Origin of the sequence: Paenibacillus sp. M2, assembly GCF_046713495.1 — a bacterium.
GTDB lineage: Bacteria > Bacillota > Bacilli > Paenibacillales > Paenibacillaceae > Paenibacillus > Paenibacillus amylolyticus_B.
In genome coordinates, this window is sequence record NZ_CP169648.1 from 2,880,145 (window position 1) to 2,901,369 (window position 21,225).

16 protein-coding genes are annotated in these 21,225 nt (G+C 44.8%); 11 read left to right on the forward strand and 5 right to left on the reverse strand.

Going from position 1 to position 21,225, the window contains the following annotated elements:
* Positions 1-58 precede the first annotated feature (58 nt).
* From ACETMN_RS13410 to ACETMN_RS13420, 3 genes are all read right to left on the reverse strand, one after another.
* Positions 59-658, reverse strand: a complete 600-nt coding sequence (locus tag ACETMN_RS13410; RefSeq protein ID WP_036608692.1) for a response regulator transcription factor — start codon at positions 656-658, stop codon at positions 59-61.
* Positions 655-1,803, reverse strand: coding sequence for a sensor histidine kinase (locus ACETMN_RS13415; RefSeq protein ID WP_105598392.1), 1,149 nt, complete (start codon positions 1,801-1,803; stop codon positions 655-657). Before ACETMN_RS13415 ends, ACETMN_RS13410 begins: the two co-directional genes overlap by 4 nt.
* A gap of 87 nt (positions 1,804-1,890) precedes the next feature.
* Positions 1,891-2,949, reverse strand: coding sequence for a fatty acid desaturase (locus ACETMN_RS13420; RefSeq protein ID WP_091016855.1), 1,059 nt, complete (start codon positions 2,947-2,949; stop codon positions 1,891-1,893).
* Between the two features lie 374 nt (positions 2,950-3,323).
* Between ACETMN_RS13420 and ACETMN_RS13425 the strand changes: the two genes are divergently transcribed.
* From ACETMN_RS13425 to ACETMN_RS13475, 11 genes are all read left to right on the forward strand, one after another.
* Positions 3,324-4,163: a YitT family protein gene (locus ACETMN_RS13425; protein WP_062834072.1), complete on the forward strand. Its 840-nt coding sequence runs from the start codon at positions 3,324-3,326 to the stop codon at positions 4,161-4,163.
* Between the two features lie 537 nt (positions 4,164-4,700).
* Positions 4,701-5,912 carry an ROK family transcriptional regulator gene (locus ACETMN_RS13430; protein WP_411736233.1) on the forward strand — a complete coding sequence of 404 codons (1,212 nt, stop codon included), beginning with the start codon at positions 4,701-4,703 and terminating at the stop codon, positions 5,910-5,912.
* A gap of 36 nt (positions 5,913-5,948) precedes the next feature.
* Complete coding sequence (locus tag ACETMN_RS13435; protein ID WP_411736234.1) at positions 5,949-7,007, forward strand: ROK family protein; 1,059 nt, start codon at positions 5,949-5,951, stop codon at positions 7,005-7,007.
* A 43-nt stretch (positions 7,008-7,050) separates the two neighbouring features.
* Entirely contained in the window at positions 7,051-8,274 is a 1,224-nt protein-coding gene (locus ACETMN_RS13440) for an MFS transporter (RefSeq protein WP_223199933.1), read from the forward strand.
* A gap of 21 nt (positions 8,275-8,295) precedes the next feature.
* Entirely contained in the window at positions 8,296-10,539 is a 2,244-nt protein-coding gene (locus ACETMN_RS13445) for a helix-turn-helix domain-containing protein (protein ID WP_149846563.1), read from the forward strand.
* A gap of 238 nt (positions 10,540-10,777) precedes the next feature.
* Positions 10,778-11,149 (forward strand): hypothetical protein, encoded by a 372-nt coding sequence (locus tag ACETMN_RS13450; protein WP_105598397.1) that lies wholly within the window; start codon positions 10,778-10,780, stop codon positions 11,147-11,149.
* 394 nt (positions 11,150-11,543) lie between these two features.
* Positions 11,544-13,145: an extracellular solute-binding protein gene (locus ACETMN_RS13455; protein WP_091016844.1), complete on the forward strand. Its 1,602-nt coding sequence runs from the start codon at positions 11,544-11,546 to the stop codon at positions 13,143-13,145.
* A gap of 111 nt (positions 13,146-13,256) precedes the next feature.
* Complete coding sequence (locus ACETMN_RS13460) at positions 13,257-14,159, forward strand: ABC transporter permease (protein ID WP_091016842.1); 903 nt, start codon at positions 13,257-13,259, stop codon at positions 14,157-14,159.
* Positions 14,160-14,198: 39 nt separating this feature from the next.
* Positions 14,199-15,071 carry a carbohydrate ABC transporter permease gene (locus tag ACETMN_RS13465; protein ID WP_091016840.1) on the forward strand — a complete coding sequence of 291 codons (873 nt, stop codon included), beginning with the start codon at positions 14,199-14,201 and terminating at the stop codon, positions 15,069-15,071.
* Positions 15,072-15,315: 244 nt separating this feature from the next.
* Positions 15,316-17,034, forward strand: a complete 1,719-nt coding sequence (locus tag ACETMN_RS13470; protein WP_091016838.1) for a hypothetical protein — start codon at positions 15,316-15,318, stop codon at positions 17,032-17,034.
* Between the two features lie 54 nt (positions 17,035-17,088).
* A complete protein-coding gene (locus tag ACETMN_RS13475; RefSeq protein ID WP_091016836.1) occupies positions 17,089-18,054 on the forward strand; it encodes a sugar phosphate isomerase/epimerase family protein in 966 nt (321 codons plus the stop codon).
* A gap of 135 nt (positions 18,055-18,189) precedes the next feature.
* Here the strand turns inward: ACETMN_RS13475 and ACETMN_RS13480 are convergent, their stop codons facing one another.
* Positions 18,190-18,825: a response regulator gene (locus ACETMN_RS13480; RefSeq protein WP_091016835.1), complete on the reverse strand. Its 636-nt coding sequence runs from the start codon at positions 18,823-18,825 to the stop codon at positions 18,190-18,192.
* The gene (locus tag ACETMN_RS13485; RefSeq protein ID WP_411736235.1) at positions 18,822-21,161 is read right to left on the reverse strand and encodes a sensor histidine kinase; all 2,340 of its coding nucleotides are present in this window, start codon (positions 21,159-21,161) and stop codon (positions 18,822-18,824) included. Before ACETMN_RS13485 ends, ACETMN_RS13480 begins: the two co-directional genes overlap by 4 nt.
* Positions 21,162-21,225: the final 64 nt, after the last annotated feature.

Genomic DNA, 21,225 nt, shown 5'->3' on the forward strand with positions numbered 1-21,225 from the left:
CAGCTTATGCAGCCGGGGTACATGCTTATTTTTGTTTCAATGGGTTAAAGCGGTGCTTTCATTTGAACCACCCTTTTTCCTTGGAGCGAGTGATGGCCTCAATGCGGTTACTGGCATTTAACTTGTTGAGAATAATGGAGATGTAGTTACGCACCGTGCCCGTTGTGATGAACAGATGCCCGGCGATTTCCTTGGTGTTTTTCCCATCTGCCATGAGGCCTAGTACGGCATTCTCCCGTTCTGTCAGGGGGTTTTCTTCTACATAAGCTTCATCTACCAAGTCGGGAGCGAAGATGCGTCTGCCATTCATAACTTGGCGGATCGACTCGGCAAGTTCTTCAATTGGACTGTCTTTGAGCAGGTAACCACGGACACCGCCCTTCAGGGCACGTTCGAAATATCCGGTCCGGGCAAAAGTGGTCAGGATAATGACCTTACAGCTCATTCCTTTGAGTTCTTCTGCGGCTTCAAGGCCGCTTTTCACGGGCATTTCTATATCCATCAGACAGATGTCTGGTGCAAGCTCCTGGACAAGGGCAAGGGCTTCCTGGCCGTTGCTGGCACGTCCGACAACTTCCATATCTTCCTCCAGATTGAGGAGGGAGGACAAGGCGCCGAGCATCATGCGCTGATCTTCCGCGATTACAATTCTAATCATGATTCTGCCTCCTTTATCGGTTTGCGAACGAGTTTCGGAACATGAATAATGATCGCTGTACCCGGGATGTCTGCCGCAGAGCGAATATCCAGACAACCGTTCACAAATTCAAGTCGTTCCTTCATGCCCAAAATTCCTGTTCCGCGCCGATCCTGTTTGCGAGTTCGTTCTATTCCAACACCGTTATCTTGAACGGTTAATACATTATCCGCTAGTGTTTCTTTGATGATGATAGTACAGGTTGTTGCCTGACTGTGTTTGACGACATTCGTGACAGCTTCTTTCAAGCACATACCGAGCACATTTTCATTTAATTGTGACGTATCCTGTAATTTCGGATTACCTTCCAGCACAAATTCAATCGAAGCGGCCTTCAGAATCTGCTCCGCCCGGAACAGTTCATCGACCAATTGTGTACCACGCATGGTGGTGACCATTTCCCGGACTTCCTTCAGAGCTGTACTTGCCGTTTGTCTGAGGTCGTTCAATTCGATCTCGGCCTGATCGGGATTATTGCGGAGCAGCCGTCTCGCCAAATCGGTTTTCAGACCGATCAGAGAGAGCTTCTGTCCAAGTGTATCGTGCAGGTCACGAGCGATACGCTGGCGTTCTTCCATTTTTACGAGATCATCAAGTCGCTTGTTCGCATTCTCCAATTGGCCTTCCAAATGTTCAGTTTTGTTTTTGTTATACGTACTGATGGGAAGCAGAATGGAGGCCATCAAACTGATGAATACAAACGGGAGTTGGCTCACGAGCAGAGAACTCTGATTAATGAAACCGTAATTAATGGTTACGAAACTGGCTCCCAGGTTCACCGAATAGAGGGTGAAGAAACCGGCTTTATTTTTAATATTCCCAATAAAAAAAGCAAGAAACAATGAGAAATAGGCATAATCATAGGCAATAGTCATCGTAATGGATATGGCAATAAGTAGTCCAATCCACATGTACACCTGCCAGCCCTTGGTGATGAAGGCGAGCAGATAACAGACGAAGAAAACGAGGATGATGATGATGCCAGTTACCAACGTCCATAATTTGGAATATTGTGAAATGAAATAGAAGGGCAGGATGAAAAAGGCGAGCCACACATAAAGATTCAATCCTGTCTTTTTATAAAAATTTTGCATCCACTTTTGAATGTAATTCTCCTCCTTGCACTTGTACTCAACTTTAGCATGACTGTAGCATGACTATAGCTTGAACACAAGAAAACGAATCCGACAGAGTTAAGGCTTCTCTGTCAGACCCGCTGGATTGGTTACTCGGATAGGCGGTTGAACATACGGCTTGCGGGACAAGTTTTTGAGCTGTCTGAAGCTAATAAACTGTTTAGAATCTTCATCCCACAGACGGAAGCGCAGGGCAACCAAACTGGAACGTAGTGTAATAGTAGTTGCTTTTTGCAAAGGTGGTGTTGCGTTATGTGCTTCTTCCAAGAAATAGTTAGGTACACGTGGGCTCAAGTGATGCACATGGTGAAACCCGATATTACCACTGATCCATTGCAATAATTTTGGCAATTTGTAATAAGAACTGCCTTCAACAGCTGCTTTTACATAACTCCACTCATCTTCATGTTCAAAATACGTCTCTTCGAACTGATGTTGGACGTAGAACAACCAGATACCAAAGAAACCGGAGAAGAAGAAGATAGGTGCCTGCACCATTACAAAAGCCTGCCATCCGACTAACCAGGACATGAATGCATAGAGCACTACGATCAATACGGTAGTCAGGTGTGTATTGATACGTTCTTTACGTCTAGCACCTTTGCGGTTAAAACGATAAGCCAACAGGAACACGTAAATGGGTCCGATACAAAACAATACAAACGGGTTACGATAAATCCGATAGAAGAGACGACCCCAAGGAGAAGCTGCTTTGTATTCGTCGACCGTCATAACCCAGATATCACCTACACCACGTTTGTCAAGATTACTGCTTGTTGCGTGATGGATAGAATGCTCGTTTTTCCACTGCTGATAGGGTGTAACTGTCAATACACCAGTAATGGTACCGAGAATATCATTGGCGCGTTTGCTCTTGAAGAATGAACCATGACAGCAGTCATGGAAAATAATAAAGGTCCGCAGTACAAATCCGGATGCCACCAAGGCAATCGGGAAGGTCAGCCAGTAGGAAACCGATAAGCTAAAGTAAGCTGCAGCCCATAACAAGAAGAGCGGGAGCAATGTATTGATTAACTGGCGGATACTTAGTCTGAGATCATTTTTTTCGTAAGGGGTAACTTCTTTTTTTAAGGCCATTTCTTTTGATCTGTTCATAAAATTGTGTCCTCCTTCGATCGTTATAACTGTAATCAGCTACAACTTGGCGTTTCCCGCTAGACTTTCCTGTAGGAAGCGTTTTTATCATTGTAAAACAATCCGAACATGACAGTAAGTCATAAACGTCAGCCTTCTGTAATGACGAATATCAATGACGGACCATGACATTTGTCATGGGTGTATGATACTCAATAGCTCTGCAGCAGACAGAAGAGCAGGTTTTACTAATTCCTTTGCACAAATTACGCAACAATTTGTATTATGTATACAAATTTTGTTGTGAGCATGGTAAAATCTATCCTTGAGTGATTATGACAACTTATGAGACGGGTCGATTAGGTTGATTTCTGATGGATTGGATGGAATGCATAATGAAGAAACGAATTACGGATATCCTATTTATTATGGCAGGTGCATTTCTGTTTGCACTGGCGGTGAACCTGTTTGTCATACCGAACGATTTGGCTGAAGGCGGCGTCACAGGTATCACGATTATTTTGTATTACCTGTTTGAATGGTCCCCTGGACTGATGAACTTGATCCTGAACGGCATTTTGTTAATTGTGGGATATCGGTTTCTTGACAAAACGACTACGGTATATACGATTATTGCGGTGGTATTCAACTCGTTGTTCCTGCACCTGACGGAGAGTTGGACGATTGCATCGGATGAACTCTGGATCAATACCATTTTTGCCGGAGTATTTGCCGGTCTGGGTATTGGCTTGATTGTTAGAGTAGGAGGCACAACGGCGGGAACAGTGATCCTGGCCCGACTTGCCAACAAATATCTGGATTGGAATATCAGTTATGGACTTCTGTTCTTTGATCTGATTGTGGCTTTCTCCTCATATTTCATCATTGGACCACAAGGATTAATGTGTACAATTGTCTTGCTGTTTGTTGGAACCAAAACAATGGAGTTCATTATTGAAGGGCTCAATCCGAAAAAAGCAGTCATGATTATCTCTTCCAAACAGGATGAAATCGCGAAGCAAGTCATTGAGAAGATGGATCGCGGAGTAACCGTCCTGTCCGGTCATGGCTATTACACAAAAAATAAGAAAGAAATTCTATACATTGTGATTAGCAAGCAGGAAGTTTCTATGCTGAAGAAGATTGTACGAGCAGAAGATGAGATTGCTTTTATCACCATTCATGATGTGCGTGATGTTTTCGGTGAAGGATTTATTGAACTCTCCAAAACTTGATGAATATGTATATAAGGAAGAAAGGAGTTGCGGTGAAATATCACCGCAACTTTTTTGATAGGTTAATGGTATCCGGTATTAATCTAGTTCAATAAGAAAGAACCCTTCTCCAAAGAGAAGGGCAAAAGAGTATTAGTAATGTCTTCTTTTTTTGACTTCACAATATTCAACAGTGACATGACAATGTTTTTTACACTTTGTAGGGACATATTTAACTTTGGTAACACAGGTTTTCGTAATTTTTTTGTAAAAACACTTTGGTCTTGGATGATGACACTTATGATGTTTTCTATACATATTAAAACCTCCCTGATCGTGATAAGGTATTCTATGAGCGTGTCACTGTTTCGGAAATGTATAAACGTCTATTATTGTATAATAATCCCTTTATTAGGCTTTTGTGTTATAGATGGAGGTGTAGTTCTTTCTACTAAAAGAGTGCAATGACAAAAAGCTGTACACCCACCAAACACGATGATATATTGAATTTAATCAATTTGTTAATAAACCTAACTAACTATAAAAGGAGGCGATAACATGGCTGGCACACCGCAGTATATCCGCAATCTGAATGAAAATCTCATTATGGATGCCCTCATAACTCAGGGAACCATGTCGAGAGCGGATATCAGCCGTCAGACAGGACTTAGTAAACCAACGGTGTCTCAGGCGGTCGAACATCTGATTAACCGTAATCTGGTAAGGGAAATGGGGCCAGCTGACAACGCTCAGGGTCGAAAAGCAACGCTCATTCGTTTCAATGAAACGGCTTATTATGTCTGTGGCATAGATATCGGCGCAACACGTATTCGGATTGCATTATCCGATCTGAATGGAGAGATCATCGCCTATCGGACACATCCCATGGTTGTCCAAGAAGCTCATAAGCGAACAGATTCGACAGCGACGATGCCGGAGCTTCTTCGAAGCCATATGAACGAACTGCTTGATGAAAATCATCTGAACTGGGATCAGATTCAGTGCATCGGGTTCGGTATACCAGGCGTAGTGCTGCCTGGATCAGGGCGTATCCATCGTATTGTGGACCCTTTATCGGGTCTGGAAGAAGCTTTCTCTCTAGAGTCGTTGTCAGGAGCTTTTCCCTGTGAAGTGATTCTGGAAAATGATGTGAATCTTGCGGCGCTTGGGGAGTATCGGAGTGGTGCAGCAGCAGAATATCCCTTGTTTGTTTTTTTCTCCATCGGTACAGGGACGGGTGCTGGCATCATGGTACATGGCCAATTGCTTCGAGGTTTAGGCGGCTTAACTGGAGAGATCGCAGAGATGCTGGTGGACGATGGCCGGCGTCTGGAGGAAGTGCTGTCCGCTGATGGTCTGATGCAACTGGCGAAAGATTATCAAGATCAGCATGATGAACTATTATTGGAGGTTGCTGATTCGGGTGCAGATGATCTTCACAGACACCTGACTCCCGAGAAGTTATTTGAAGCTGCACGCAGTGGAGAAGTAGAGGCGTTAGACATTCTACAACAATACAGCCAGAAGATTGCTTCCGCTCTGCGGCAGATTAGCGTTGTGCTTGCCCCAGATCTCATTGTGCTTGGCGGAGGTATAGGAGGGAACGGTGATGTGTTATTGCCTTTACTGAGGCAGATCATCTCTGAGCAATTCCCGGTGCAACCACAGTTAATCTGTTCCAAGCTTGGTGAGCAAGCTGTTGTTACTGGTGCAGTGCAGGTAGCCATACAACAAACGATGCTGAACCTTCAGCAGGAAGCCATGGATTAAGACATTGGATATACAACATGTGAGGAGGGAAAAGGTATGACAGAATCCGTGAAAAACGTAAGTAATAATTATCATTCCAATCAGGATGGTACGGTTGGAGGTGATCCATCCGGCTGGATTGCAGGTATTGACATTGGAGGCACCAAAACATTAATGCTCTTGTCATCACAACAGGCTGGAAATGAAGTTCATGAACGAATCTTGCCTACGCTTGCCAGTGATCAGCCGGATGAGTTCTTCCGATGGTTATTCGCTGAATTGGAAACATTCTGCCGCGAAGTTGGATGCAGTCTGGATCAACTTAACGGTGCAGGTTTGGGATTCCCTGGTGTGATTCTGCAAGAGGAGGGAATACTGCGAAATGCTCCGGCTTTTCAGTGGCCTGAGCTAGATATTCGCCCTGTTATTGCGAAGTATTACAGAGGGAATATCATGTTGGATAATGATGTGAATATGGCCGCAATGGGAGAGTATGATCAAGGGGCAGCACAGGGACATCAACACTGTGTAATGGTCACGGTTGGAACAGGCATTGGATCTGCTCTTATCCTGAATGGACAGCTCTATAGCGGCCAGAATGGAGCAGCAGGTGAGATTGGGCATTTCATTGCAGGAGAGGAAGGGCTTCATACCGGTTATGTTGCGGATGCGGATTCCTTTGGCGTATTTGAGCAAGTGACTTCAGGTACGGGAATTACCGAACAGGCGAGGCGTTATTTTGCTGCTGGAAAGGGAAGTTCCTTATCCCTGATCATGAGTCTGGCAGGAGGGGAAGCGGAACAGATTGAAGCCAGGCATGTATTCAAAGCAGCCGAGTCGGGTGATCTTGCCGCCCTAGAGATTCTGGAACTACCCATGCGTTATATGGCTAGAGGTCTGGCGAATATTACGGCTTTACTCAATCCTTCCATTATAGTGATCGGTGGTGGCGTGGCTGCATCCAACCCATCCTATTATCTAAATGAAGTGCGCACACGCCTCCAACGTTACACCGTTCTGCCTACACTTTTAGCTGTAGCTGAACTGGGGAACAAAGCAGGAGCAATCGGGGCATTGGCTGCAATCAGGTCGAGTCTAGCGCACACATATCAATAGAGAATAGGTCAAGCTACTATAGAATTAAAGGATGGAGATCCGGATGAGAAGTAGACATATGAAGGCTTACACAGAGAAAACAAAAGCCGATTCCAATGATGCAAAACGTGTTTTACTCCAATTGCAGGGCCTATATCTGTTTATGGGGCTTGCCGGGGGGATGTTTAACCCGTACATTAATCCCATATTGGTAACACAAGGGTTTTCCAGTAAAGAAACCGGATTTATTATGGCGTTTGGCACACTTGTATCCATTATTCTTCAACCTATATGGGGAATTCTGGTAGATAAGTTTAAAAAGACACGGTTCGTACTGGTGATAAGCCTGCTTGTTCCTGCATCGTTAGCGTATTTCTACAATATTCAAGTGTACTTTATATTAATATTGATTTATACTTTATGCACTATATTCCAAGTGACTCAAATACCCGTGGCTGACTCCTATGCGGTTACAGCCGCGAGAGCCGCGAACACCTCATATGGCATGATCCGACTCTTCGGCAGCATAGGAACGGGAGTTGGTGGATTTGCCGCAGGGATGTATCTCTCCCAGTTTTCCATTCACATGTTATGGCTGCCATTTCTCCTGTTTAACATTCTGAGCGCTATACTGGCAAGTACACTCCCCCGGCAGACGAGCATATCCTCGTCCTCGGTAACCTTCTCCGTAGGTTTGGCAAGATTGCTCCGTAACCGGACATTCCTTCTATTTCTAACAGGTTGTTTCCTGGTTAACCAAACGCTCACTGCGTTTAACTCCTTTTTTGTTATTTCATTTCAAATGGCTGGTGGTTCGGTGACCATGACGGGTACAGCACTGTTGCTGGCGTCAATTACTAATGTTCCATCCATGTTGGCAGCGGCATTCATACTCCGAAAATGGGGACATGAACGGACGATGCTGCTTGCAGCTGGGGCGTATATGTTACGTTGGGGAATACAATGGCTATGGCCGACACCTGAGGTCATGATTGGCGTTCAGGTGCTGCATGGGTTGTCCTTCGGATTCTTCTATATCGCAGCAGTCGAATATGTGGCTTCGGTTACGGGGCGGGAAATGCAGGCCACGGGACAAAGTTTATTTAACATGGTGTTTGCTGGGCTGGGCGGAATTGTTGGTAATATGCTTAACGGATATTTACTCGATTCCGGCGGTCCATCACTGATGTATCTGGCTTGCACGATCAGTGCGGCACTAGGATCAGTGATTCTGTATATCGTCAGCAGGCAGGCCAAAGAACAGAGAAGAGCATACTCATTAGAATAGAGATGGAAGGAGTTGGAGCCTATGAAAGTAAATCTGAAGCGGAATTGGCACACCAAGTTGATGTATTCGTATTTTCCTATTTTTCTGCTTACGATTTCCATTCTAATCTTTCTCTCCTTCCTGATTGTCAACGAACTCTCACGTAACGAAACACAAAAAGCCGACATGATCTCCACCCGCTATATCGTGGATACACTGGAGCGCTCGCTAAGCGACATTGAACTTCGGTTACTTGAAGACATTGGTGCAAACAAAACATATAGTCGCTTTCTGGAAGCTGGACGGGGACAATTATCGAGTCAGTTCATCTATGATGCGGCAAGTGGGTTCGGACGTATGCTGGATCAGCAGGATATGATTCAATCCATTTATCTCTATCGTATGTCCGATTCCCAGATTCTTACGCCGAGAGGCATGATGCGTTTGGAAGATTTTGAAGATCGTGCCTATATTGAGCAAGCCTTGAAAGATCGGGAGAACCTCGGTTGGAATCTGCCACGTGATTATAAGGAACGTTCCTTCGACGTACCTTCACAGGTGATTAGTATGAATAAGTGGCTTCCGTTACCGTGGGGCGGGGAAGGTCTGCTCGTCATTACCATCCGCATGTATGCAGTAGAACGGCAGATTGATAACATGACGAATGAAAAGTTATCTGTTCTTCAGGTTCGGGATAAGAGCGACAATCTGATCTATACCGCGCATCAAATGGACCCTTCAGCAGGCGAAATCCTTAATCGTGTGACTGCGGACAAACTTGGTCTGGTCTTTGAGAGCGGTATTCAATCCGGACAACTGTATTCATGGGTATCCCTTGTCTCTTATGTGTGGATCGGTATTGGTTTATTAACAATTGTTGGTGCGGTGGCTGGACTAATCTACATTACTCGCAGAAATACACGCCCCATTCAGCTGATCATGAATCGAATTCAGGCGTTACAGCCACGTGCCGAGGAGGATGAAGCAGCTCCATCCGTCAAAGATGAACTGGCACTCATCGATCGTGCGCTGGAACATTTGATTGCTCAAACGGTTGACTATGAGAAACAACATCATGAAAACTTACTGATTCATCGCAGACAGTTGCTTGTTGATCTGATGGAAGGAGAGCGAATGGATTCATTCCGTCACCGACTTCGCCATCTGCAACCGCTAGAGGAACGATTCATGGAACCGAAGAGTGTTGCTGTCCTCATTGCGGAGATGAATGGTGACGATCTCTCGACCAATCAGAATATTCTGAAGATTGCGCTCATGAACGTAGTGGAAGAACTTGTGCAGAATGAGACCCAGTTCGGCGGTTGGGCTGAATGGTTTGGGAACCGCAGGCTTATTGTGGTGATTGCATCGGATGAGCAGGAAGGACTGGACCGTGAATTGCTTATGGATCTGGCTAAGCAGATGCATATGTGGATTGCGGAACACTTCCGACTCCGGTTTACCTTTGGCATTGGACGAACCGTATCGGGCTGGGAGGAGATCACTCGATCCTATGCGAGTGCAGATGCGGGTTTGCAGCATAGACTTACTCTTGGTAAAGATGCCATCGTTCTCAGTGAGCAACTACCGGATCGTATTGAGCTGAAATCGTACAAGTATTTACAGATGCTCGCAGACTTTGTCCGTGAATTCAGACTAACCGGTGATGGTTGGCGGATTCAACTGGATCAGATGTTTGTTGCGTTCAGCGAAGATCAGATTACAGATAACGATATTCGCATGTTGCTGCAGGCGTTAATCCAGATGTTGTCCCGTGAATTCGGGGAGCTGTCTGAGCGGTTGCAAAGCCAATTTGCCGAGGGAATTCTGACTCGTCTTCGTAGTGATATCCAGCAGGTGGAGACACTGGAGGGGATTCAAGAAATTTTGCAGGAGTGGCTTAAAGAGGTTTATCGCAATTATGTATCTGTAAATGAAACGAAAAGTCATCGCGCGATGATCAACGAGCTGCGGATTTATATTGAAGAGCATTTTGATGATCCGGATCTTTCGCTGAAACATCTGAGTGATCGGTTCCAGATCTCGGGCAAATATGCGAGTTATCTGTTTAAGGAAGAGTTTGAGATGAAGTTTGTTGATTTTCTGGTGAAACTGAGGGTCGAAAAGGCCTGTCGTCTGTTGTCTGCATCCGATATGGCTGTTCAGGATATTGCTCTGCAAGTGGGTTATGCCAATGCCATCTCCTTCGGCAGAGTATTTAAACGGATTATGGGCGTGACACCAGGGGACTACCGCAAGCAGAGTGGAAAACAAGGGGATCAATAATGATATTGGTCGTGTTAGAACACCCGTTAGCGGGTGAAATCCAATCATCTTAGAGATATCTATGAAATCTCCTGTATGAGGGAATAAGGTTCGTACCTTATCGTCCTTTGCAGGAGATTTTTTTGATGTTCAACCACAATCTTAGGCCAGTGTAACTGGTATGTTGTTAAGGAATTTTACGAATGTCCTATACTAGCATTATGACAATCCATAGATTAATAGGGCAGGAGTGAAGATGATGTACAAATACGGACAGCAAGTATGGGGATCAGTAGATATCAGTAAAAGGGTTACCATTACAGCAAACAACAACACATTTACATTTCATGTAGATGACTCGTCATATACGATAACTATACCTGTTGGTACCTATACGACAAGTCAACAAAGGCATGAATCCGAACTTATTCAGGTCATTTCGAAGGCAGGGGCGGCTCAGAGCATTCCTGTACGATTTATTTTGGGCGGAATGCATTATGATGAGAAGTATAATGTATTGATTTTGGAACATACGGACACAAGCAACGAACATGTGATGGATCAATTTGCGGGAAATGCCATCGATACGTTGTTTGGTCAAATGAAGTTTAATCTTCCGCCAAGGAATTAGTGCGTCGAATCGTTCTACACGTGTTGCTAAACAAGGAGATCACATAAGATGTGGTCTCTTTTTCATTTTTTGAAGAGAGATTAATGGAAAAAAGATTATTGCAAGCTGGGTGATTCCAGATTGTCTATGAGAAACCAAAATGAATACAACACAATATGTTATTATAGTTAACATATAAGGTGTGAAAATTGTATATTGTCAGGAAATATGTTTATATTTCGCGGTATTTAACTTAAAAAACGTGAATTTCACATTTTGAAAATAGTTTATTGTCTAAATATCAGATCTTATGTAATGATTAGTGACATTCACAGGTGCAACAAAATGGGATGAACAAAGTGGAGTGGCAATCATGTGAATCCATTCAGAGAGTGTGCGAAAGGGGAAAGGTCAAATGAGATTATTTCAAAGACGTAAGGCAGGCAAGGCAAGTTTAATCCTCGCAGTGGTAACAGCATTCACTCTATTATTATCTGCATGTTCATCAGGAAGCGAATCAACATCTTCATCAGGAGAGTCGGGTTCGGGGGAAAAAACGACTTTGAAAGTGGAAATCTTCGATCGGGGAAACACTCCGGCGGGCTACACCATTTCGGACAGTTATCTGACTCGCTTCATTCAAGAGAAGTTTGGTGATCCAAACAACATCGATGTTCAGTTTGTTCCCGTACCACGCTCGGAGGAAGTACAGAAACTTAACGTTCTGATGGCGAGTGGCTCTGAAGTTCCTGATATTGTCTTCACCTACGATTCGGGAACATTCAACCGGTATGCAGAGCAAGGAGGTCTGACCGAGCTTACGGATCTGATCAATCAAAGTGGTCCTAACCTGAAGAAGTTCCTCGGAGATGAAACGTTGGCCTACGGTCAATACGATGGTCAACAGTTTGCGGTTCCAGGTAAACGTCTTGTACTTGGCAAGTACGCATCTTATGTTCGTCAGGATTGGCTGGACGCACTCGGATTGCCTTCACCTGAGACAGCTGAGGAGCTGCATACCACACTGAAGGCCTTTAAGGAAAAAGATCCGGGTAAGGTTGGCACAGGACTTATCCCGATGGGGATGTCCATTGCCTCGGCTCAATATGAACCACTGATCTGGTCATTCATTGAACCGCTGACGGAAGAACAGAAATATACATTAACGCAACAACTGGGTTCCAATGACTATCCAACGTTGTTGCCTGGTTTCAAGGAAGCCCTGAAATATATGAACACACTGTATAATGAAGGATTAATGAGCAAGGACTTTGGACTCGACAAAGACAAGAAAAAGCTGTGGGAAGACATATCTAACGGCAAAGTTGGATTCTACACCGAGGATGCCGGGGAGATTTATATCTCCGGTACGTACAAAAACCTGCAAACCAATCAACCTGGTGCAGTGATCACACCAATTGATGCATTCAAAAACTCCGAAGGCAAATTTGCCAAACCGGCATATGCACCCAATGCGATGTATGTCATGATTCCGAAATCGAGCAAAAATGCGGAAGCAGCGATGAAGTATCTGGATTGGATGGCTTCAGGCAACAACTTGTTCGACCTGCAATTCGGTGTTGAAAACGAGAACTACGAACTTGTGGATGGGGTACCACTGATCAAAGATGATGCTTCTCCTGAAATCGCAGGTCGTATCTATAATTCCGGTGACATTGCCATTATCGTCAATGGTAAATACGTTGGGGATGACAAGAAAAATGAAGAGGCTTATGTCGTACAGGTAGAATCGAAGTATCGGGATGATATGCGCAAGTCGGTAGCCATTTCCAACACGGACACGATTCAACCGGTACGCTTCTCCAAACCGATTGATGCAGAAGCGCGCTACGGTAACGGCCTGAAAGACAAGTTTATGGAGTTCTTCGTGAAAACAACCATCTCCAAACCTGCTGACTTTGAAGCGACGTATGACAGCATGATGAAGGATTACATGGCGAGCGGTGGTCAAGCAATCCTGGATGAACGTACAGAAGCTTACAAAGCGATGAAATAAGCAGAGTAGAGAACACATCCAATGTGTATGACAACAAAGAACAGGGATTTCATTAGGGCGATGGCAACATCGCCTTGATGAAGAATCCTGAATGACATGGGGGGAAGGTTTATGAAAACAAGCATCTATTTCCGCAGAAACTGGCAACTATATGCGTTGCTCCTACTGCCCATGATCTACTTCATTATTTTCAAGTATGGGCCAATGTATGGCGTGCAGATTGCGTTCAAGGATTTTAACTTCTTTCAAGGGATCTCTGGTAGTGAGTGGATTGGCTTGGATGCATTCAGAGAAGTGTTTCAAAATCAGGGGTTCTACACTGCATTACGCAACACGTTGGTACTAAACATGCTGGATTTATTGGTTTCCTTCCCGGCGCCGCTTATACTGGCCATCTTATTATTCGAGCTGAAAAAGGCCTGGTTCAAAAAGTTGGCACAGACTTTACTGTACATTCCTCACTTTATTTCGTGGGTTATTATTGGAGGGATCCTACTCCAAGTATTCGGTACACAATCGGGTTTCATCAACAATATCTTGATGAGCATGGGATTTGATCCATTGCCATTCCTTTCAGACAAAAACTATTGGCTCTTCACGTATCTTGCGGTAGGCGTGTGGCAGAGTGCAGGCTGGGGTACGATTCTGTATCTGGCATCCCTGACAGGCATTAACCGGGAACTGTACGAAGCGGCAGAAGTGGATGGAGCAAGTCGGCTGCGCAGAATCTGGCACATTTCCTTGCCCGGTATCAAAACGACGATTGTTACCTTATTGATCATCAATGTCGGCAACATGATCTCCATCGGCTTTGACCGACCGTTTATTATCGGAAATGTGGCTGTACGTGAATACTCGGATGTGCTTAGCACGTTTGTCTATCGTGTCGGTTTACAATCTGGTCAGGTCACGCTCGCAACAGCAGTAGGTTTGTTCCAGGCCTTAGTTGGACTTGTCTTCATACTCGGAGCAAACTATACGTCCAAGAAATTGACCGATGAGAGCATTATGTAGTGGATTTGATTCACATATGATCTGTAAGGAGTGAGTGGGATGTCTGAAAACACGGCGAATCGAATATTCAACACGGTAAACGTCATTCTTATTATCATTACGATGGTGCTGTGTCTTGCACCATTCATTCATATTATTGCGATCTCGCTCAGCTCGAACCGGGCGATCGGTTCAGGAGAAGTTTCCTTTTTCCCCAAAGAGTTATCCTTTGAGGCATATACCAAAGTATTTGCAGATGGATCGATGATTCGCTCCCTCATCTATACCGTTTGGCTGACCGTCCTCAGTACGGTGCTAAGCATGGCGATGACCATTGCAACTGCTTATCCACTGGCGAAGAGTAATCTGAAAGGGCGCAAGTGGTTTATGCTTGTCATTGTGGTGACGATGTTCTTCAGTGGAGGTATTATTCCCGAGTACATTCTGATCAAAAATCTTCATCTGCTCGACAGCACATGGGGGCTTATTCTGCCTGGATTGATTAGTCCGTTCTATATGATCATTCTCATTACCTTCTTCCGAGGTATTCCCGAAAGTCTGGAAGAAGCGGCGGGCATTGATGGAAGCAGTCACTTCGGAACACTTATGCGCATTATTTTGCCACTCTCTCTTCCGGTTATGGCAACACTGAGCCTATTCTACGCTGTAGGACGCTGGAATGGTTTCCAGGATGCACTCATGTATATTACGAAGCCTGAACTATACCCTTTGCAATTGAAATTGTATCAGATGATTCAGCAAAACCAGATTACAGAACTGATGCAGAACGAAGGTATTGGTGCTGTTCAAGTCTTGCCTGAGAGTCTGAAAGCAGCCAGTGTTATATTCTCCACGTTACCGATCCTTCTGGTGTATCCATGGTTGCAGCGGTACTTTATAAGTGGCGTAATGGTAGGTGCTGTAAAAGGTTAATAGAGGTTGTTCAAAAAGTTCACTTTTGATTACGAATGATGCCTAGTGGCATCATCAGCATCGAATATGAAATTCAGCCGAAATAAGCGGTAGGCTTACGAAGTATGTTTCCTTTGGAAACATTGTAGTTGCTCACGTAGTTGTCCTACGCTCCGCTACTCCATTTCTAGCTTAATTCCATCTTCTTGGTACTGAAAACTGATCTTTTTGAACACGCACCTATAGTCTCGGGAGGGCGTATGACATGACACAACGAATGGTAGAGAAGATGTCAAAAGAGCAGCAGTACCTTGTAAATCAGTCCATGTTGATGATGGATAGCTTCTATGACAAGGAATTGGATCTGCTTCGGAGTTTTGAAGAGGAGGATTCATCGCAGCACAGCACACGAGCCAGCGCACATTATGCGCTAGGGTTGTTGATTCGAAATGAGCCTGGTGATGTGGAACGCGCGATACGGGTGTTCCACAAGGTGCTCGATGTTCAATATGACGCTCCGGATGAAATCTATCACGGAACCTTCGCGACCCGGCCAAATGATGCGCATCCACCAGCGGGTCACTATGCTTGGAAATCTTTTGCGCCAGGCACGGCCTATTTCCTGGAACGCACCTTTGAGAAGGTGTCTGCGCAGTTTATCCATAAACTACAGGAAGATGGATCTCTGCTTACAGAGACGGCAGATTCCAAACAACTGAAACGCCTGTTTCATTCGGCAGTGAATCAGGTCCTGCCACCGGTCTGGATCAGTTATGATCCCAACTGGCGCGAGTTTATCGCTTGTGTCTGTGTGGTCGTAACTGCCGAATTCGCCGAACTTATGCCGGAGACACTCATGAAACGGATGGACCATGCGATGGAACTGGCTGTTCAAGGGTCAATAGAACGGAGGTTATCCGACGTAATTCCAATGAACACGAATATTGAGTTGATGCATATTTTCATCACCCACTATTATGGCCATCGCTTGAACCGAACAGAATGGATTCAGCATTCGGATGAACAGGCAGAGGGATTGATGATGGAGTTTGAACAATACAACGGTACATTCGCGGAATTTAATACGACAACGTATTACGGGGTGGATCTGTCCGTGCTTGGCATGTATCGAAAGTACGGACTCACCCAACGTTTAGTTGAAATTGGACACCGGATCGAACACGGGCTGTGGAATAACATTGCGCTATATTACAATGCCAACCTGGAGAATCTCTCCGGCCCATTCTCTCGGGCGTACGACATGGAGATGCGAGAGCATAGTTCGATCGGTGTATTTATCTATCTTTTGCTTGGTGAAGGGTATGAATATCTGGCAGGAATCAACTGTGAGTCAGGTCATGATCCACTGATTGCGCTCCTTGGGGTCGATGTGCCCGCAGAAGCCGTGCCGTATTTCAGGACTCATCAAGCGGATCGGCTTGTGCAGAAACAGTTCATGGAACTGTGTGAGCGCAATGATCCAACGTCCAATCGGAATCTATGTACGGCCAAAGCCTGGATTGGTGAGGACCGGATGATCGGTGCCATGTTGGGAAGTGTGAATACGAATGGACAAATGCATCCAGCCACGATTCACTGGCAGACAGAAACGGGGGAGCGTTATTATCTCCGTTTGATCCGCCGTGAGGTAGGCGAGGGGTGGAACAGTCATCTGCGGGGATTGACGTTTGATGCGGATCTCACGCCAGATTCGTTAACCATTGATGTCGCATTGGATACAGAGGAAGAAATCGACGTTTATTTTGAAATCAGAGGGCCATCCCTTCGTCAGCAGGATATTACATCAGCGTTATGGCAGTTCCCTGGGCTTACGTGTACCGTGAAGGCTGAAGCCCCTGAACCATCCGTATTAATGTATGTGAATCATGCGGAGATCATCTATCGTTATGTGCCTGGGCAGACTGCTAACCAGATGAGATTTGAATTGACCCTCCGTGAAGACAATGGACAGAGGAATGAATAGATAGAGATAAATGGAATATGAATAGGGATGAAATGAGAGACAGGAGGATCAATGATGTATACGGACAAACAGGAATATTCGTTTTCAACATGTTGGAATATCAAACGTCATACGACCGGACAAGGCATGATCGAGGAGATCAAGTCTCTTGGATTCAGACAGGTGGAGCTGAATTATAACGTTACGGAAGAGATGCTGCAGACGATAGAACCGATGATTGAACGAGGAGAGATCGGTGTATCCAGTGTGCATAACACATTCCCGCATGTGGCTGATCCGGATTATGGGACGGATTCCGTCCTGCTCGGATTCGATGATGAGCCGCGCCGTAAACGAGCGATTGAACTGTTACTTCGCTCAGCCGAGTACGCACATCGTTATGGCGCCAAGGCTGTTGTTGTACATCCCGGTGAGATCCCGTTTGAATACAATATAGATGAAGCATTGAAAAAGATATACCATGATCAAGGACCGGATTCACCGGCATATCAATCTTTATGGCAAGAGATGCTGAAGAAGCGGCAAGATGGCAGCGCACATTACCTGAGCCGGATTCAGGAGAGTCTGGAAGAGGTATGTGACTTGTCTGAGCAGCGAGGATACGGGGTGAGTTTCGGTATTGAGACCCGTTCACGCTGTTATCAGATGCCGACTTTGCACGAAGCAGGGGCGATTATTGGGCAAATGAAGGGCGCGCCGCTTGGTCTTTGGTACGATATTGGTCACGGTATGATGATGGATCGAATGGGGCTGTACGATAATGTACGCGAGGCTAACGCGTTGATTGATCACGTGGTTGGCGTGCATATTCATGAAACCGTAGGGTTGGCAGATCATTGGTGTCCATATATTCATAGTAAAGACATGACCTTTTTTGATTCATTTTTGGATATTATTGATCGTTCGCCGGTGAAAGTATATGAGCTGAAAGCCGCTTGTACACCGGAAGAAATTGATGAAAGTCATGGAATAATCACGGCTCGTATTGCTGAACGTCATGCGGCGCGTCAGCGCGGATAAAGATCACATGCTTCAAACATGAATGCACCTTATATGAAAGTAAACCAACAGATAGAGCGGTTCAGAACAAACCTCAGGTTGCATTACAGGGTGTTCTGCCGCTCTTATGTTGTTCTTTTAAACTGGTACATGTTTTTACCGTTTCTCAGGGAGTGTTACATCACCGAGGATCCCTGCCTGATATCCTTTGACTACAGCACCAATTCTGGACTTCACACCAAATTTCTGTGTAATAGATGTGATATGATACTCCACTGTACGTTGACTGATCGCCAGATCCTGTGCAATCTCCTTGTTGGTCATCTCCAGTGCAATGCGGTTAAGTACTTCCCGTTCAGTTGCTGTGAGGGATTCCTCCAGATTAGGAGATAACATTTTCTCTGGAATAAGCACATGACCCAACATACTTTGGTGGATGGCGTTAATAATCTGTCCATACGTTGCTTGTTTTGACAAGTAGGCATGTACGCCCAGATCATAAGCTTTCAACTGAAATTCGTGATAGTTGTATCCGGATAACAGTATAATTTTGACGGATAACCCGTATTGATCTTTCAATCTTCTCGCAACCTCGAACCCGTCAAGCTGGGGCATGCGGATATCCATCACAACAACGTCTGGTCGCAACGCCTCTACTTCGGATAAAAAAAGCAATGGATCGCTGAAAGTCTTCAGTACCTGTATGCCGGGTTCGCGGTTTAAGCGATTGTTGAGACCTTCCATGACCAGGGGGTGATCATCAAGCAGTACGACTGTAATGGGTTCGCTCATTGTTCAGTTGCTCCTTTGGTTAAAGGCAAAAGAATGTTGATTGAGGTTCCTTTGCCAAGGCTGGAATGTATGGTGAATTCTCCACCGAGATGCTGAATGCTGCTTTGTATGGATATCAAACCGAAGTGCCCTGTTGCAGTAGCAAATGTGGTATGAACATTAAACCCCAAGCCGTTATCCTCTACTTGGAGAATCAAGTCATTATCCCTTGTATGTACCTGAATGGAGCAAAACGACGCCTGTGCGTGCTTCATCACATTCATAATGAGTTCACGGATCGTCCGAAAGACGGTGGACTTCAGAGGTTCGTGCTTTAACTCTTCAGAGAGGGCGTTATAGTTTAATTCCATTCTGATACCACTTTGTATTTGAAGTGTACGGATGAGCCATTGCAACGCTTCCTCCAGATCACTTCGATCCATAATATGAGGGTAGAGATCATCACACAATTGGCGTATATCTCTCTGGGAAGCATACAGGCACTCCAGCCAAACAGCCGTTTGATCCTTATGCGTCTCTCCGGTATCGTGTAATTCCTCCAAATCACGAGACAGGAAAATCAGGTTTTGTAGCAGTTGGTCATGCAGGAAATAAGAGGTTTTCATACGCTCTGCCTGTTGGGCTTCCATCATAATATCATTGAACTGCCGATGACGGCGTATCTGGTGTTCATGAAGAGCTGTCTGATCTACACGGTGTTCATATCGCTTCTGCAGATCAGATAAGAGTTTGCCATTGATAAGCATTCGAATCGCTTCCAGCCTGCCTTTATCAATGATCTCCTGCTCTTCTGCTGAAAAAAAGGTGCGATTTTCTTTGTGACCAATGCCTAGAAATCCTATCATCTCCGTCGTTGGTTCACCTGAAAGCTCCCAAACCTGTGCCAAGTCATATTTCTGTCGTAAAACTTCAATATCCAACGCCTCGTTATCGATATTCTGAATGGAAGCAAAAACCCCTGTACATTCCTGAGAATATCTGTGCTTATCATCAATCCATATGATAATTACGCCTTCAATATCCAGCATCTTGTGGAACATCTCGGCGAACACGTGAATCATGTCCCGCATGTTTTGCTGCCCAGCCATTCGCACAGTCAACCGCAGTTGCTGGTGTTCCAACCAGTCTTTGTTAAGTTTGTTTTTCTTGCGTGAGCGGGTGAGCATGTACTGATACACCCAAGTGATCAGCAAAAACGAGACAAACAGTAAGCTGATATGAATTAACGAATGCAGGTAAGAAGCAGCCAGAAACAGTAAAAATACGATCAAAGCATATAGTCCATGAATCATCAATCTTGGCATAACCAGTTTGAAGTCAAGCATGCTCCGTTGTACAAGTACATAAGTGAACATCCATGATAAAGGAAGAAATCCAATTAATGTGTACTCTAAAGGCAATAATGGTTCACCTTGAAGCAGGGTTGGAATAGCAAAACAGATGATGAAGGGAATTAGGCTAAAAATAATTCCTGTTAACATGAGCAATAGCTGGTTCTGCTCCTTGCGATTGTAGCTTTTACGATTAACCCATGTCATCCAGATTAAGATCAGAAGGGTTGCGCAAAGAATAAAGTTAAGCAGATTGGTTGGACCAGACGGCGCAACAGGAGTACTGACGGTGGTAATGCCTTGATTGATCTGAACATCGATCATCATCCACTGCTTGATGTATAAATATACTAGGCCTGCAGAATAAGCAACTGCAATACCTCTGCTGATGAATAGTAACCACCGAAAACGATGCAGACGGGTACGGAATACAAAAGACACATAAAAAGCGGCTAGACAGTAAGGTAACCATGCCGCACAAAAGGCCAGAATATAATTGGATAAAGGCAACTGGGATGTGTATATCGTCAATATACATATGGCCATGGACAGGTTAAGCAGGTAGAACAGACGCATCACTCGTGAACCGGGTTGGTTAAACAGGGCGTAGCTTCCTGTCACCAATAGCAATAACTCCAAAATGGATGAGAATCCGATGTTAAACCATTCACGTGGCCCAGGCTTCATGGTATGTTCGGATGCCTGACCGCGAGAATTCTCAACGCTAATGGTATAGGCTTCAGTCACTAAGAATTCACCTTTTTGATGGAGTAATCGGACTTCTCCTTTGGATTCCAACGAGATAACAGTGTCACCCGATCTAATCCCGGATGTATATGCCAAACCTTGAGGATCTACATCATGTACTGCCCAAGAATTAGAGGCATTTGGTGTCAACGAAAGTCCGATATAAGGATTCATAAATGACGAGATATGGATATATGTGGCTGTTAGTGTAAAGCACAACATCGTGACAAACCACACGAAATTAAATTTAGTTTTCATCAATCTATGTAATGAGAGTTTTAGTCGCATGGTAAAATCATCCGTTCTTATAAAATGCATCATT

Bases quoted from the DNA above. Each gene is read 5' to 3' on its own strand.
- ACETMN_RS13410 (WP_036608692.1), bottom strand. From the start codon at position 658: ATGATTAGAATTGTAATCGCGGAAGATCAGCGCATGATGCTCGGCGCC.
- ACETMN_RS13420 (WP_091016855.1), bottom strand. From the start codon at position 2,949: ATGAACAGATCAAAAGAAATGGCCTTAAAAAAAGAAGTTACCCCTTAC.
- ACETMN_RS13425 (WP_062834072.1), top strand. From the start codon at position 3,324: ATGAAGAAACGAATTACGGATATCCTATTTATTATGGCAGGTGCATTT.
- ACETMN_RS13430 (WP_411736233.1), top strand. From the start codon at position 4,701: ATGGCTGGCACACCGCAGTATATCCGCAATCTGAATGAAAATCTCATT.
- ACETMN_RS13435 (WP_411736234.1), top strand. From the start codon at position 5,949: ATGACAGAATCCGTGAAAAACGTAAGTAATAATTATCATTCCAATCAG.
- ACETMN_RS13440 (WP_223199933.1), top strand. From the start codon at position 7,051: ATGAGAAGTAGACATATGAAGGCTTACACAGAGAAAACAAAAGCCGAT.
- ACETMN_RS13445 (WP_149846563.1), top strand. From the start codon at position 8,296: ATGAAAGTAAATCTGAAGCGGAATTGGCACACCAAGTTGATGTATTCG.
- ACETMN_RS13450 (WP_105598397.1), top strand. From the start codon at position 10,778: ATGTACAAATACGGACAGCAAGTATGGGGATCAGTAGATATCAGTAAA.
- ACETMN_RS13455 (WP_091016844.1), top strand. From the start codon at position 11,544: ATGAGATTATTTCAAAGACGTAAGGCAGGCAAGGCAAGTTTAATCCTC.
- ACETMN_RS13460 (WP_091016842.1), top strand. From the start codon at position 13,257: ATGAAAACAAGCATCTATTTCCGCAGAAACTGGCAACTATATGCGTTG.
- ACETMN_RS13465 (WP_091016840.1), top strand. From the start codon at position 14,199: ATGTCTGAAAACACGGCGAATCGAATATTCAACACGGTAAACGTCATT.
- ACETMN_RS13470 (WP_091016838.1), top strand. From the start codon at position 15,316: ATGACACAACGAATGGTAGAGAAGATGTCAAAAGAGCAGCAGTACCTT.
- ACETMN_RS13475 (WP_091016836.1), top strand. From the start codon at position 17,089: ATGTATACGGACAAACAGGAATATTCGTTTTCAACATGTTGGAATATC.
- ACETMN_RS13480 (WP_091016835.1), bottom strand. From the start codon at position 18,825: ATGAGCGAACCCATTACAGTCGTACTGCTTGATGATCACCCCCTGGTC.
- ACETMN_RS13485 (WP_411736235.1), bottom strand. From the start codon at position 21,161: ATGAAAACTAAATTTAATTTCGTGTGGTTTGTCACGATGTTGTGCTTT.